General features: G+C 68.9%; 7 protein-coding genes and 3 pseudogenes. 2 read left to right on the top strand and 8 right to left on the bottom strand.

Going from position 1 to position 15,125, the window contains the following annotated elements; all coding sequences use genetic code 11:
* Positions 1-50 precede the first annotated feature (50 nt).
* The 8 genes and pseudogenes from eccCa to BN4348_RS57230 form a co-directional block, all read right to left on the bottom strand.
* A complete protein-coding gene (gene eccCa, locus BN4348_RS57265; protein ID WP_066917476.1) occupies positions 51-4,019 on the bottom strand; it encodes a type VII secretion protein EccCa in 3,969 nt (1,322 codons plus the stop codon).
* A complete protein-coding gene (gene eccB, locus BN4348_RS57260; RefSeq protein ID WP_211145789.1) occupies positions 4,016-5,098 on the bottom strand; it encodes a type VII secretion protein EccB in 1,083 nt (360 codons plus the stop codon). Before eccB (BN4348_RS57260) ends, eccCa begins: the two co-directional genes overlap by 4 nt.
* Positions 5,034-6,230, bottom strand: a pseudogene (locus BN4348_RS60915) (type VII secretion protein EccC); the annotation flags it as partial. The pseudogene BN4348_RS60915 and the gene eccB (BN4348_RS57260), both read right to left, overlap by 65 nt.
* On the bottom strand, positions 6,227-7,858 hold the full coding sequence (eccB, locus tag BN4348_RS57250) for a type VII secretion protein EccB (RefSeq protein ID WP_066917474.1): 1,632 nt from the start codon (positions 7,856-7,858) through the stop codon (positions 6,227-6,229). The gene eccB (BN4348_RS57250) and the pseudogene BN4348_RS60915, both read right to left, overlap by 4 nt.
* The gene (gene eccA, locus BN4348_RS57245; protein WP_328589054.1) at positions 7,855-9,405 is read right to left on the bottom strand and encodes a type VII secretion AAA-ATPase EccA; all 1,551 of its coding nucleotides are present in this window, start codon (positions 9,403-9,405) and stop codon (positions 7,855-7,857) included. The genes eccB (BN4348_RS57250) and eccA overlap by 4 nt, the downstream gene beginning before the upstream one ends.
* Before the next feature lie 304 nt (positions 9,406-9,709).
* Positions 9,710-10,273: pseudogene (locus tag BN4348_RS62005) on the bottom strand (PPE family protein); the annotation flags it as partial.
* A 210-nt stretch (positions 10,274-10,483) separates the two neighbouring features.
* A pseudogene (locus tag BN4348_RS57235) lies at positions 10,484-12,234 on the bottom strand (PPE domain-containing protein).
* A gap of 114 nt (positions 12,235-12,348) precedes the next feature.
* Complete coding sequence (locus BN4348_RS57230; RefSeq protein WP_066917473.1) at positions 12,349-13,254, bottom strand: class I SAM-dependent methyltransferase; 906 nt, start codon at positions 13,252-13,254, stop codon at positions 12,349-12,351.
* Between the two features lie 255 nt (positions 13,255-13,509).
* On the opposite strand from BN4348_RS57230, the gene BN4348_RS57225 reads away from it, so the two are divergent.
* Positions 13,510-14,301 (top strand): metal ABC transporter solute-binding protein, Zn/Mn family, encoded by a 792-nt coding sequence (locus BN4348_RS57225; RefSeq protein ID WP_084454700.1) that lies wholly within the window; start codon positions 13,510-13,512, stop codon positions 14,299-14,301.
* Positions 14,288-15,076, top strand: a complete 789-nt coding sequence (locus tag BN4348_RS57220; protein WP_066917471.1) for a metal ABC transporter ATP-binding protein — start codon at positions 14,288-14,290, stop codon at positions 15,074-15,076. The genes BN4348_RS57225 and BN4348_RS57220 overlap by 14 nt, the downstream gene beginning before the upstream one ends.
* Positions 15,077-15,125: the final 49 nt, after the last annotated feature.

The raw sequence follows: 15,125 nt of genomic DNA, 5'->3' as shown, positions 1-15,125 counted from the left end.
GGCCGCGCTGGTCGCGGCCAGCCCCTCGGGAACCACTCGCAACGTCATGACTAACTCCCCTTCTGTTGCGTCTCACCGGACATCACGGTCTCACCGGCTAGCGGGTTGACCAACTGCACGTACGTCGGAATGTCGCTGTCGCCCAGCAGAATCGCCCGGCCGGCGGGCAACCGGCCAAACCGCTGGCCGCGGATCTTGCCGCTGTCCTGCGGATTGCCCGACAGCATCAACGTGGTCGCCTGCAGGTCGTTGAAGCGGCGCAGCAACGGGCTGGTCATCAACGCGTGAGCCGAACCGGTGGCGCGCGCCGTGACGATCACCCGCAGGCCCAAATCGCCGGCCTGCGCCAGCTGCGCGATCAGCGGGGTCCACGGCCGCTGCCCGACGTACGGACCGCTCATCGCCGGCGCATCCGGGATCTGGTCGACGTCGTCGATGATCAGGTAGTGCGTGGGGCCCTGGTAGCGCCAGCCGGACAGCTCCGCCGGCGACAGGCCCGCCGGTGGCCGCCGAGACTCGATCAGGTTGGCCAGCCCCAGCATCGCGGGGGCGACCCGGTCGATGTTGGCCGTGTATTCGTTGTCGGGGAACAGCGGCTCGTCGACGAGGTGCAGCCGGCGGTCCAGCACGGTGAACGCCACCTGGTCCGCGGTGGAGTGCTCGCGGATGGTGCGGAGGATGTGGCGCAGCAGCGTGGTCTTCCCCGACCTGCTGTCGCCGAACACCATCAGCAGCGGGTTCTCGGCGAAGTTGACCGCGACGGGCGCGAGGTCCTCTTCGCGCTGGCCGATGACCACCGACTCCGCGCCGCGGTAGAGCGGCCCCAGCGCGTCGGGCGCGAGATCGGTGGGCAGCAAGCGCACCCGCGGTGCGAAGACCCCGGGGTAGCGGGCGTTGATCGCGTCCACCTGGCCGAGCTCGGGAAGCGCGAACAGGAAATGCTCGGCGGCCGTGGTCAGTCCGCGTCCCGGCTGGTCGTGTGGAACGCTGTCGGCCGGGCGGCGCAGCGCGCCGACCACCCGCACGTTGCTGTCCCGCGCGTCGTGCAACTTGAGCTCGAGCCGCAGCCCGAGGCCGTCGCGCATGGCCAGCGGCACCTCCAGCCAGCTGGGGGTGGTGATGACCACGTGGATGCCATAGGCCAGGCCGATGTTGACCAGCTCGGTCACCTTGGCCAGCAAGGGATTACGGGTGTTGAACTGGTCGGTGTTGTCCCGGCCGAACGCATACAGGTTGTCGATGACCAGGAACACCTCGCCGTAGCCGTCGTCCGGGGCGGATCCGTGCCTTTCCCGGAAGGCCTCGCGCTGCTGCCGGGACAGCAGCAGCTGCTCCAGCTCGCCGAAGGTGCGGCGGATGCGTTCGGGTTGCAGCGCCGAGGCGACGCTGCCGACGTGCGACAGCTCCTCCAGCCCGCGCAGCTGCCCGCCGCCGTAATCCAGGCAGTAGAAGGTGACCTCGCGCGGCGAGTGCAGACTGGCCGCCGACATGATGAACGTCTGCAGCGCAGTCGATTTCCCGGACTTGGGACCGCCATGGATCACCATGTTTCCCGCGGACGACAAGGCGTCGAAGACCAGCGCGTCGCGGCGCATCTCGAAGGGCTTGTCGATTTCGCCGAGCGGCCAGCGCCGCTGCCCCGGCGCCACACCGGCGCGAGCCAGCACGGCCGTCAGCGGGATCGGTTCGTCCAGCGGCGGCAGCCACAGCTGCGGCGCCCGCGGCCCGTAGCCCGCCAGTTGCTCGCCGATGGTCGCGATGAGCTTGCGCGGCGGTCCGGCGACGTCCTCGTCCTCACCCGTGGATATCACGGTACCGGGGTCGGGCTCCACCATCCCGGCCGTGAACAGCTTGGGCTCCGGGTTCGAATGCACCACAAGGGCTTTGGCCGCCTGCGGTGGCTCATAGATGCCGTCGACGTAGGTGCTGCGGAATTTGATCGGGGTCGCGCCGGGCGCCGGCACCAAAAAGCCCACGCCCTTGTGCTCCTTGCCGGATTCGATGTGGTACGCGTCCTCGACGCCGATGATCTGGCGCGACACGCTGGGGCTGGCCACCTTCAAACCGATGCGGTACGAGGTGTTCTTATCGATGTCCTTGATCTTGCCCACGTCCAGCGTCTGGGACGCGAACAGGATATGGATGCGGAACGAGCGCCCCTTGCGGGCCACGTAGTCGAACAGCTCCGCGTATTCCGGATGGTCGGCCAGCATCAGGGTGAATTCGTCGGCGACCACGAACAGGGTGGGGATGGGCGGCAGGTCGTGCCCGGCGGCGACCGCGTTCTCGTATTCGGTCACCGAGTTGAACGCGCTGCCCTGCACCCGGCGGCCTGCCTCCCGCAGCAGCGTCTCGCGGCGGGCCACCTCGCCCCGCAGCGTGTCGGCGAAGCGGTCGGCCAGCGACTTCTTCTCGGCCATGTTCGAGATCACCGCGACGACCTGCGGGAAATTCCGGAAGCTGTCGGCGCCGGCCTCCCCCTTGAAGTCGGCGTAGATCACGATCAGCCGGTCCGCCGAATGGGTTGTCAACAGCGACAACAGGATCGACATCAGGGTCTGCGACTTCCCCGACCCCGTCATGCCGATCATCAAGCCGTGCGGCCCCATCCCGCCCTCGGCCTCGTCCTTCAGGTCGAACATCAGCGGCTCGCCGGTCGCGGTGACGCCGATCGGCACGCGCAACTCGTCGTCGCGGCGGCGCGGCGCCCACAGCGTCGGCACGTCCAGCCGCGACGCGTCCGGGATGTTCAGCAGCGTGGTGAACGTCGCGCCGCGGGTGGCCGCGGAGCGCAGGCCGGCATGCGTGGGGTTGGAGTCCCACCGCGACAGCTGCCGGGCCAGGTGTGCGGCGTCGTCCGCGCCGAGTCGATCCGCGCTGTCGACATAGGGCTGCCAGCCGCCGGTCTGCCAGCGTTCGATGGCACCGCCGGCAATCCGCAAGATCGGCTTTTCCGGATCCGAATACTGCTCCCGGTGCGGGGGTGTGGCGGAGCGGTGCACGAGGGTCACTCCCGCCCGGCCCACCGTCAGCGCCGAGGCGCTGAGGTCATAGTCCGGGTCGTCGACGACGATCAGCAAGTGCCGCAACGCATCCGCGGGCGCACCGGTGAACGCGGGGCGGTCGACGAGCGCCGGCCCCAGCATGGCGATCAGCTCGTCGGGGTCCGTCGACAAGAAGCGGGCCGGGCCCACCCCGTCGAGCTCGCCCGGAATGTCGGCGTGCGGCAACCACTTCAGCCAGGACCAGTCCGGGCTTTCCAGGTCCCGGGAGGCCAGCGCCACGCCGAGCATCGTGGGGTCGTGCCACGTCACCGCCTGAGCGATCCAGGCGCGCAGCGCCGCCCGCACCTCGTCTTCGCCGCCGAGCACACTGATCCGGGAGACCTTGGCCAAGTCGATTCCGGTCGGGACGTCGCGGACCGTGCGCTGGGTGTCCAGCAGGCTGCGTAATGCGCTGTGCGACACCGGTTCCAGGTCGATCTCGTCGGCGGTGTCGTTGACCCGCAGCGCGGTGGCCAGCGGCGCCTGGTGGCGGCCGGCCCGCAGCACCAGGAAATCGGGGTCGTGCGGATCGCGCTCCCACTGGCGTCGCGAGCCGGGCACCGCCGCCAGCGCCGTCGGGTCCGGGTGCGACCACTCCGCGGCCGCCCGTTGCTGCGCGGCCTGGGTGCGGATGTTGTCCCGCACCACCGACAGGTAGCGCAGGTAGTCGGCGCGTTCGGCGTCGACCTCCTCGGTGCGGGTCTTGTTGTCGTTGCCGCGGTAGAGCGCGGTCGCCGCGAGCAGCAACACGAACGGGAAGAACAGCGTCTGCGGGGAGATGACCCGCATGCCGGTGGCCACCAGCGCCACCACCATGCCGACGATCAGGATCACCAGCACATATGGCATGGCGCGCCGCAGGAACGACGGGGGAACCACCCGGGGCAGCTCCGGCGGCGCCTCGATGGTAATGGTGCCCTTCCGGGTCGCCGGCGGCGCGAGCCGGCGGCGGGCCTCGAAGATCAGTCGGCTCATCGTCCCTCTCCCTGCGCCGCAACCGGGCGGCCCGGCTTGGCGTCGGGCGCCAGGCCGTCGTGGGCCAGCAGCGCGTCCGCGCGCGACAGCGTCGGGCCGGGCGCAAACAGCGACAGCACCGACCACGGCACCGGCACCGCGGGCGCGTTCAGCCCAAGCGCCTCAACCGTTTTCCCATGCCCGACGGCCCCGGGTCCGTTCTCGGCCTCGTTGTCGATGCCGTAGCGCACCCCGGTGTCAGACACCCAGAACAAAGACCCGGCCGCCGGCGCCGCCGGCCCGCCGCCCACGGTCTGGGTGAAGTAGCCGGTTCCCGGCGCCAGGGCGACGCGGGTGGCCATCCCCGGGGCGGCGCCGACCAGGTCGACGGTGTGGATCGACTCGGGCACCGGCAGCACCGAGCCGGACAGCAGGCTCAGTGAGCTGGTGGCCGCCCCGGCGCGTTTGCCCCAGTAGGCACACGTGACGGGGTCTTTGGCGGCGTCGATCAGGGCGACCTCCTGGTCCGGATAGCGGGCGGTGTCCAGCAGGCGCGACACCGGCAGCCTGGCCACGTCGTCGGCGCCCAGCCGCGGCGGTTGGTCCAGCCCATAGGAATTGGAGTTGCGCAGGATCGCGGCGAGCACCGGCGAAATCGGCTGCAGGCCGTCGGGCAACACCGCGTAGTAATGCAGGGTGCCGGACGAGTTTTGCTCCAGGCCGTAGGAGACGACCACACCGCCGATCGGCGCCGGCACCGAAAAGCCCGCGGGCCCACCGGCATTCGGGATCGACGGCGCCGTCAGCGCCGGGGACTCCGGTATCGCGTTGAACAGCCCCTGCGCGATCGGCCGCGGCGCGGGCACGTCGGAATTTCCGGCGCCGAGGCCGAGTGCGTTGGTGACGGCGTGGTTGGACAGGTCGATCTGGCTGCGCTTGCCGTCCCAGAGCAGCCAGGTGGTGCCGTTGTCCACCAGGATCCCCTGATTGGCGTGAATTGCGCCCGCCCGCGCGCCCTCGCCGTCGGGCGGGCCGGCGATCACCGTGACGCCCGCGCTGTGGNGCGTCGTCCGCGCCGAGTCGATCCGCGCTGTCGACATAGGGCTGCCAGCCGCCGGTCTGCCAGCGTTCGATGGCACCGCCGGCAATCCGCAAGATCGGCTTTTCCGGATCCGAATACTGCTCCCGGTGCGGGGGTGTGGCGGAGCGGTGCACGAGGGTCACTCCCGCCCGGCCCACCGTCAGCGCCGAGGCGCTGAGGTCATAGTCCGGGTCGTCGACGACGATCAGCAAGTGCCGCAACGCATCCGCGGGCGCACCGGTGAACGCGGGGCGGTCGACGAGCGCCGGCCCCAGCATGGCGATCAGCTCGTCGGGGTCCGTCGACAAGAAGCGGGCCGGGCCCACCCCGTCGAGCTCGCCCGGAATGTCGGCGTGCGGCAACCACTTCAGCCAGGACCAGTCCGGGCTTTCCAGGTCCCGGGAGGCCAGCGCCACGCCGAGCATCGTGGGGTCGTGCCACGTCACCGCCTGAGCGATCCAGGCGCGCAGCGCCGCCCGCACCTCGTCTTCGCCGCCGAGCACACTGATCCGGGAGACCTTGGCCAAGTCGATTCCGGTCGGGACGTCGCGGACCGTGCGCTGGGTGTCCAGCAGGCTGCGTAATGCGCTGTGCGACACCGGTTCCAGGTCGATCTCGTCGGCGGTGTCGTTGACCCGCAGCGCGGTGGCCAGCGGCGCCTGGTGGCGGCCGGCCCGCAGCACCAGGAAATCGGGGTCGTGCGGATCGCGCTCCCACTGGCGTCGCGAGCCGGGCACCGCCGCCAGCGCCGTCGGGTCCGGGTGCGACCACTCCGCGGCCGCCCGTTGCTGCGCGGCCTGGGTGCGGATGTTGTCCCGCACCACCGACAGGTAGCGCAGGTAGTCGGCGCGTTCGGCGTCGACCTCCTCGGTGCGGGTCTTGTTGTCGTTGCCGCGGTAGAGCGCGGTCGCCGCGAGCAGCAACACGAACGGGAAGAACAGCGTCTGCGGGGAGATGACCCGCATGCCGGTGGCCACCAGCGCCACCACCATGCCGACGATCAGGATCACCAGCACATATGGCATGGCGCGCCGCAGGAACGACGGGGGAACCACCCGGGGCAGCTCCGGCGGCGCCTCGATGGTAATGGTGCCCTTCCGGGTCGCCGGCGGCGCGAGCCGGCGGCGGGCCTCGAAGATCAGTCGGCTCATCGTCCCTCTCCCTGCGCCGCAACCGGGCGGCCCGGCTTGGCGTCGGGCGCCAGGCCGTCGTGGGCCAGCAGCGCGTCCGCGCGCGACAGCGTCGGGCCGGGCGCAAACAGCGACAGCACCGACCACGGCACCGGCACCGCGGGCGCGTTCAGCCCAAGCGCCTCAACCGTTTTCCCATGCCCGACGGCCCCGGGTCCGTTCTCGGCCTCGTTGTCGATGCCGTAGCGCACCCCGGTGTCAGACACCCAGAACAAAGACCCGGCCGCCGGCGCCGCCGGCCCGCCGCCCACGGTCTGGGTGAAGTAGCCGGTTCCCGGCGCCAGGGCGACGCGGGTGGCCATCCCCGGGGCGGCGCCGACCAGGTCGACGGTGTGGATCGACTCGGGCACCGGCAGCACCGAGCCGGACAGCAGGCTCAGTGAGCTGGTGGCCGCCCCGGCGCGTTTGCCCCAGTAGGCACACGTGACGGGGTCTTTGGCGGCGTCGATCAGGGCGACCTCCTGGTCCGGATAGCGGGCGGTGTCCAGCAGGCGCGACACCGGCAGCCTGGCCACGTCGTCGGCGCCCAGCCGCGGCGGTTGGTCCAGCCCATAGGAATTGGAGTTGCGCAGGATCGCGGCGAGCACCGGCGAAATCGGCTGCAGGCCGTCGGGCAACACCGCGTAGTAATGCAGGGTGCCGGACGAGTTTTGCTCCAGGCCGTAGGAGACGACCACACCGCCGATCGGCGCCGGCACCGAAAAGCCCGCGGGCCCACCGGCATTCGGGATCGACGGCGCCGTCAGCGCCGGGGACTCCGGTATCGCGTTGAACAGCCCCTGCGCGATCGGCCGCGGCGCGGGCACGTCGGAATTTCCGGCGCCGAGGCCGAGTGCGTTGGTGACGGCGTGGTTGGACAGGTCGATCTGGCTGCGCTTGCCGTCCCAGAGCAGCCAGGTGGTGCCGTTGTCCACCAGGATCCCCTGATTGGCGTGAATTGCGCCCGCCCGCGCGCCCTCGCCGTCGGGCGGGCCGGCGATCACCGTGACGCCCGCGCTGTGGGCGCCCCGCGTCGGGCCCCCGCGAAGCTGGGGAGTGCCACTGACGGCGTCGCACACCGTCCAGTTGGCGTCGTGCGAGGCATTCTGCACCATGCGCTCCGGCGCGCCGGGGATGCCGATCAGGTTGCCCCGCGGAAACCGGTCCAGCTCACTGCTTTTCACCGTGGTGGGGTCGACCGGCTTGCCGACGATCAGCCGGGCCGAGGTCAGGTTGAGCACCGGGTGCAGGTCCTCCCCGACCCGCACGTACAGCGCGGCGGTCGAGCGGTCGGCGAGCACCGGGTTGTTGCCGGCCGTCCCGTTGGGCCGAATCAGCGAGAACACGAAGCAGCCCGCCAGGCCGGTGATCAGGATGAGCGCGCCCATCAGGACCGCGCGCGACTGGGTGCGCAGCGGGTCGACCAGCATCCGGGTGTCGTGCAGGGCGATGCCCGAGGCGATGCGGCGCATCACGAAGCGCCAGCCGCTCACCTGATGGCGGGTGACGAAACCGCGGCGGTATTCGACTCTGTCGGGGTTGTCGTTGACCGGGGTCCGCGAGGTGAACGAGCGCCGGTCTGCTTCGGGCTCATGGTTATTGGTCGTCATGCCGGCACCTCGAGGCCCAGGCCTCGCAGCAGCGGCTCAACCGAATATTGCACGTCCTGGTCGGTGATCGTGATCAGCTCCTCGTCGGTGAACTCGCCGGTTTCGGCGTGCGCGGAGTGATCCAGCCGGAATTCGCGTTCCTCTTCGGCCTTTTCGACCACGTTGCGGACGAACCGGCCGTTACCCGCGATATCCAGGCCGCGGCGTTCGACCCCATTGAAGTCGGGCTTCGACGTTTCGGCCAGGTGCGTGAACAACGCCTCGAGATGCTCGAGCGCGGCCTGATCGAAAGCGCTGTCGCGCTTGTGGGCCATGAAGTTCGCGATCTCGATGAGCTCGGCCGGCTTGTAAGACGGGAAGTCGATGCTGCGGGTGAACCGCGACCGCAGGCCTTGGTTGGTGTCGAGGAACTTGTCCAGATCGGCCCGGTACCCGGCGATGATCACCACCAGCCGATCCCGGTCGTTCTCCATCCGGGCCAGCAGGGTGTCGATGGCCACCAGGCCGAAGTCGTTCTTGGCGCCGGTGGCCACCAGCGCGTAGGCCTCGTCGAGGAACAGCACCCCGTCCAGCGCGCTGTCGATGACCGCGTTGGTCTTGGCCTCGGTCTCGCCGATGTGCTGGCCGATCAGGTCGGCGCGGTGCACCTCCCGGATGTTCTCCTTCTTCAAAAGCCCCAGGCCGCAATAGATTTTGGCGATGACGCGAGCGATGGTGGTCTTGCCGGTGCCCGGCGGTCCGGTGAACACCAGGTGGTGGGTGCGCTGCGCCACCTCCAGCCCGCGCGCCTTGCGCACGAGCTCCATGGCCACCGCACTCTTCAGCCGGGCCACCTGGTCTTTGACCTGCTCCAAGCCGATGAACTCATCGAGCTCGCGTTCGGCCTCCGCGAGCAGCACGTGCTTGCGCTCCTGGGCTCCGGGGTCGACGAAGTCACCGGGACTCGGCTCGGTGTTGGGGTCCCACGGGTCGGTGCGTGCCGCAATGCGATCCGCCGTGGTGGTCACAAACCCGAAACTGGTGTCGGACAGGGCGTGTTCGACCTGCTCGTTCTCGGGATGGGCCGCGTACAGGTCCTGCAGCACCTCGCTCGCCGACTCCTCGTCGACGTGCGCCCGCAGCACCAGGCCCTTGGCCAGCGCGCCGTCGACCGCGGCCACCTCGACCGGGCCGTCGGGCTCCTCGAGATACGACAGCGCCGGGGCAAACATGCCCAGCCGGGCCAGCGCGATGCCCATGGTGATCTTGGCCGCGTGCGCGAAAGCGTCGTCGAGATCGGGGTCGTTGACGATCGAGGTCAGCAGCTTGACGACGTCCGACCAGCGCTCGGCGCGGTAGTGGATGACGACGGCGACCCAGCGGGCCTCGCGCCAGCCGGGGCGGCGGTCGATGAGGCCGTCGACGATCTCGTGCGCGTCGGCGAACCGCCCGTCGGTTGCCAGCGCCGCGGCATAGGCGAGGTGGAACTCATCCGGGGTGGCCGCGCGGAACTGCAGGTACAGGCCGGTGTCGTAGCGGAAGCCCAGGGCCCCGGGCGCCAGCTCCACCCGGCGCTGCAACCGGCCCGCCGTGGTCGCGGTGCGCGNCGGGGTTGGCGGCCGTCGCCAAGACCGCCAGCGCGTTGATCTCGGGGTAAAACGCTTGGTACGCCTCCGCGGCGTGGCCCACCTCGTCGGCGATCAGTGCCGGAATGTCGGACTGCAGCTGCGACAGCGCGCCGGAGGGATTTTGCGGAAACATCAGGATGTCGCGCTGCAGGGTTTGCGTGATTTCGAGGATTCGGTTTGTCCACCAACTCAGTTGGTACGGGTTCCCCACATCGCTGTCGATGATGTCCTGAGTTCCGCCGCTGTTGCCGCTGTCGCCGCTTTGGATGGGTTTTACGATCTGCGGCGGCGGCGTGGTTTGCGGTACCGAGGCCACCGCCGAGAAGGAGGTCAGCTCATACTGCGCCATGGTCGCGGCGGCTTGGATCCACATCCCCACGTACGCGATCTCGTTTAGGGCGATCGGGATTGTGTTGATCCCGAAGAAGTTCGTCGCAATCAATGCGGCGTGGACGGCATGGTTCGCGGCCAACTCCGCCATGCTCGGCATCGTGGCAAGCGCAGCGCCGTAGGCGGCGGCCGCCGTCTCCTGCTGGGCAGCCGTGGCCGCGCTGTCGGCGCTCGCCTGCAGCAGCCACATCAAGAACGGCACGTGCGCGGCCACGTATTGTTCGGCAGTTGGACCTTCCCACGTGCTGGATTGGACCGCCGCCAAGATGGCGGTGAGGTCGTCTGCGACCGACGTATAGGTCGCGCTCATCGAACTCCACGACCCGGCGGAGGCCAGCAAGCTGCCGGGCCCGGGACCGGCGCTGAGCAGGGCGGAATGCACCTCGGGCGGGGAGGCCATCCAAATCGGCCCGGTCATCGTCAGCCGTCCCCCTCCGAGTGCGACGCCGGCAGGAACCGTCGGGTGCCGACCCGTAGCGCCATGGCACGGACTCCTTGCAGGGTTGAAGTGACGGCCACTCTTTTCCGGGCGCCCGCACTGTGTCAGTAGTCGGTCGCCGATGAGGGAAAGTTCCCGCGTGCGTCCGATCGGATCGGAATTCGTCGGGCATCGGCCGATCGGCGCTGCCTAGCTTCCGATTCCGAGGATTCCCGCCTGGTAACCGCCACGGTTGAGAGCGCCCGAATCGAAGTCTCCCGTGTTCTCGAACCCGCTGTCGGCCGTGCCCGAGTTGGAAAACCCGCTGTCCAGCTGGCCGCTGTTGGCGAAGCCGACGTTGTCGTTGCCGCGGTTGAAGATGCCGACGTTGGCGCCGCCGGTGTTGAACACACCCGTTTGCACGTCACCGGTGTTAAACAGGCCGGCGCTTTGCGAACCGTTGTTGGAAAATCCCGAGGAAAAGTCACCTGAATTGAAGAACCCCGAGGAACCGGTGCCCGCGTTGCCATAGCCCGAGCTGGTGACGACTCCGGTGAGGTCGGCCGTCCCGCCGACACCGGTGTTCAGGATTCCCGAGTTGAGCAGACCCGTGTTGCTGTCGCCCGAGTTGAACCAGCCCGTGTTCACGTTCCCCGAATTGAAGCTGCCGGTGTTGGCGCCGACACCCGGCGGGACTGGGGTACCGCCGGAGTAGTCGAAGGTTCCGCCGCCTGAGTTGAAGTTGCCGTCGTTGAAAAGGCCCGCGTTGCCCCAACCGAAATTGCCGCTGCCCGCATTGCCGAAGCCCATGTTCCCCGCGCCCGCGTTCGCGAAGCCGGAGTTGAGGTCGGCCGCGTTGCCGAAGCCGGAGTTGAAGTTGCCGCCGTTCCAGAAGCCGGTGTTGGCGTTGCCCGCATTCCCGAATCCGAAGTTGCCGCTTCCCGAGTTGAAAAGACCGAAGTTGCCGTCACCGGAGTTGAAAAAGCCGACGTTGTTGTTGCCGGAGTTTCCGAAGCCAAGGTTCCCCGTACCCGAGTTCAGCAAGCCGGCGAGATTGACGCCGACCTGATTGTCGCCGGTGAGTCCGATGCCGATATCGCCGCTGCCACTGTTGCCGAAGCCCAAGTTGTTGTTGCCGCGGTTGCCGAACCCAAGGTTCGAGTTGCCGGTGTTGCCGCTGCCGACGTTGCCCGAGCCGATGTTGCCGCCGCCGACGTTGGTACTGCCCTGATTTCCGCTGCCCAAGTTGAGATTGCCGACATTGCCCAGGCCGAGGTTGGTGTTGCCGATGTTGCCGCTGCCCAGGTTGGTGTCACCGACGTTGCCGCTGCCCAGGTTGATGTTGCCGATGTTGCCGCTGCCCAGGTTGGTGTGACCGACGTTGCCGCTGCCCAGGTTGGTATTGCCGATGTTGCCGCCGCCCAAGTTCCAGCTGCCGATGTTGCCAAGACCGGTATTGACAGACGGCAGCTGCGCGGCCGCCGCCGAGGCGCCACCGTGGTAACCCGCCATCGCGGCCACGTCGGCCGCCCACATCTCCTCATACTGGGCCTCGGCCGCTGCGATCGACGATGCGTTCATCCCGAGGAAGTTCGACCGCACCAGTTGCACGAATTCGCTGCGGTTGGCCGCCACCGCCACGGGATGCACCGTCGCCGCCCTAGCCGCCTCGAACGCGCCGACGACGGCTTGGCCTGGGTGGCCGCCTCCCGTGCTTGCGCCGCCGCCGAGTTCAGCCACCGGGCGTACGGCGAGGCCGCGGCCAGCATCGCGGTCGACGCCGGACCCTGCCATAACTGGTCGGCCAGGTTCGACGTGACCGACCCGAACGCCGACGCCGCCGACCCGAGCTCGGCGGCCAGCCCATCCCAGGCTGCGGCCGCTGCCAGCATCGGACTCGACCCCGCACCCGAATACATCAGCCCAGAGTTGATCTCCGGCGGCCAGACCTGAAACGTCACCGACGCGTTTCCTTCCATCGAATTCGCATGTTGGTCGCGCAGAACCGCTTCATAGTTCCGCGGCAATGCGAACCCGCGTGAGCGAGCGTCGCGGCCGTGCCGGCTATCGGTCGCTTAGTCCTTGACAGCGCTGACCAAGGTGTTGCGGGCGATCATGGGCCCGGCCTCGGTGTCGGGGCCGGGCACCGGCCGGCCGACCTGCCGGAGGTAATCGGCCAGCGGCGTGCCCACGGCGGTCCAGCCGCGCTGGCCGAACCACTCGGTGGCCGGCGCGTGCCTCTCGTTGTAGACCAACTGAAAGAACAGGCGCTGGTCGCCCTCGGCGGCGGCAGCGCGTTCCTCCTCGACCGCGGCCTCGAACTCGTCCGGCTCGAGGGGGGCGCCGTCTTCGATCGCGACGTGGCTGCCGTGCCCGGCGAGGCCGTCGATGCCGGTGAACAGCTGCTCCTGGGCGGCCGCTGGCAGATAGATCAGCAGGCCCTCGGCGATCCACGCGGACGGCTTGGCCGCATCAAAGCCGTTGTCGCGCAGGGCTTGTGGCCAGTCTTCCCGCAGGTCGACGGCGATCTCGCGGCGCTCGGCACGCGGTTGGGCGCCGTGGCCGGCGAGCACCTCGCGCTTGAAGTCCAGGACCTGCCGGCGGTCCAGCTCGAAGATCGTGGTCCCGGCCGGCCAGTCCAGCCGGTAGGCGCGAGAATCCAGGCCGGCCGCCAGGATGACCACCTGCCGCACGCCCGCGTCAGCGGCCCCGCGAAAGTATTCGTCGAAGTACCGGGTGCGGGCGCCCTGGAAGTTGACGAAGTGCTCGCCGAAGTCGGCGCTCTTCAGCGGGTGGTCGGGTTCGTTACCGTCGAGGACTTCGGCCGCGGGACCGCCGACGGCGCGGCAGAACAGCTCCGCGTACGGGTCGACGGCCAGCGGGTCGGGCTTCTGCGCCTCCAGGGCTCGGGCCGTCGCCACGAAAAGCGCGGTCGAACCGACACTCGTTGTGATGTCCCAGGTATCACCTTCGCTACGCACCCGATCGACACTACGCGGCCACCAAATCCGCACAGCCCCTCGCGGAGCCATAATGAAAACGGTTATCGTTTGCCTGTGAGTGTCTTCGCGCTCCCACCCCTCCGCCCATGGGTCGCCGCCGCCGCTGCGTTGACAGTCGCCGTGGCGGGCTGTTCGACGAACCAAGCCAATCGGTCTTCGCCGTCCGGCGCGAGCACGCCCGCAACCGTTCGCGGCGCCGCCGGGACGTCCTGCCCTACCTCCCCGGTCGCTGTAGTGGTCAGCGTGGACCAGTGGGGCGATATCGTCTCGGAGCTGGCCGGCGCGTGCGGGATCGTCAAAACGGTGCTGGCCAGCTCATCTGTGGACCCGCACGACTACGAACCGTCGCCGGCGGATGCCGAATCCATCACGGGCGCCAAACTTGTGGTCGTCAACGGCGACGGTTACGACTCGTGGGCCTCCAGGCTGGCCGCCAGCTCCGCACCCGGCGCACACGTGGTGAGTGCCGCTGAAGTCACGAAGACCCCGGATGGCGCCAACCCGCATTTGTGGTACCTGCCTTCGGCGGTGACCGCCGTCGCCGATGCCGTGAGCGCCGAGTTGCGCAATATCGACCCGCAAGCCGGTGACTACTTCAACCAGCGCCGCTCGGAATTCGGGGCGGCAATCGCGCCCTACACCGGCCTGATCGGCAAGATCAAGACCGCGGCGGCGGGCAAGTCGTACGCGGCCACCGAGACCATCTTCGACTACCAAGCGCAGGCGCTGGGCCTCGTCAACAAGACCCCGGAGGGTTACCAACGCGCGTCGGCCAACGATACGGATCCGTCGCCGGCAGACATCGATGCATTCCGCACCGCGCTGGCCGGGCGACGTGTCGACGTCCTGATCTACAACACCCAGACAGAAGGGTCGATCCCGCAGCAGATCCGTTCGGCTGCCGAACATGCCGGGGTACCCGTCGTCAACGTCACCGAGACCGTGCCGCCCGGGCAAACGTCGTTTGAGGGCTGGCAATATACCCAGCTGGTCGCGGTGGGAAAGGCACTCGGTGTCTCGGTCTGAGCCTGTCGCGACCTCCACCGCGCTCGCATTCACTGACGTCAGCGCGGTACGTGGCGGACGGCGTATCTGGTCGCAGGCCACCTTTGACGTGCCCACCGGCGGCCTCGTCGCCGTCATCGGACCCAACGGGTCCGGCAAAACCACCCTGCTGCATATGGTCCTCGGGCTGATTTCGCCCGCGAGTGGTCACCTCGAGGTATTCGGCCGCAGCCCCGGCCAGGCCAACGACCGCATCGGCTACGTGCCGCAACACTATGCCGACGGCTCGGGTGAGGCCGTCCGTGCCGCCGATGTTGTGCTGCTCGGACTCACCGGGCGCCGGTGGGCTTTCGGGCACAGCAGCGCAGCCCAACGCCGCGAGGTCGATTGGGCACTGGCCGCCGTCGAAGCCACCGGGATCGCGGACCGGCGGCTGTCGACACTGTCCGGGGGGCAGCGCCAGCGCGTCGCGATAGCCGCCGCGCTGGTGGCGCGCCCCCAAATGCTGATCCTCGACGAACCGCTGGCGTCACTGGATCTTCGCAGCCAGCGTGACATCGTCGCACTGCTGGCCCGGCTGCACGCCGAGTTGGGCGTGACGATCCTGGTGGTTTCTCATGACCTCAACCCGCTGCTGCCCATCCTCGACAGCGCGATCTATCTCCTCGACGGGCACCCCCACTACGCACCCATCGACGATGTGGTGGACGATGCGCTGCTCACCCAGCTATACGGGATCCCGATCCATGTCGCGCACACGCTGCAAGGGGACCGGTACATGAGGAGCACACTGTGACCTCACACGCCATAGCGCTTGGCTACCAACATAATTGGTGGCCGATTCT

Origin of the sequence: Mycobacterium interjectum (assembly GCF_900078675.2) — a bacterium.
Classification (GTDB): domain Bacteria; phylum Actinomycetota; class Actinomycetes; order Mycobacteriales; family Mycobacteriaceae; genus Mycobacterium; species Mycobacterium interjectum.
The sequence above is the reverse complement of the archived record's forward strand: the minus strand, read 5'-3'. Positions and strand labels throughout refer to the sequence as shown.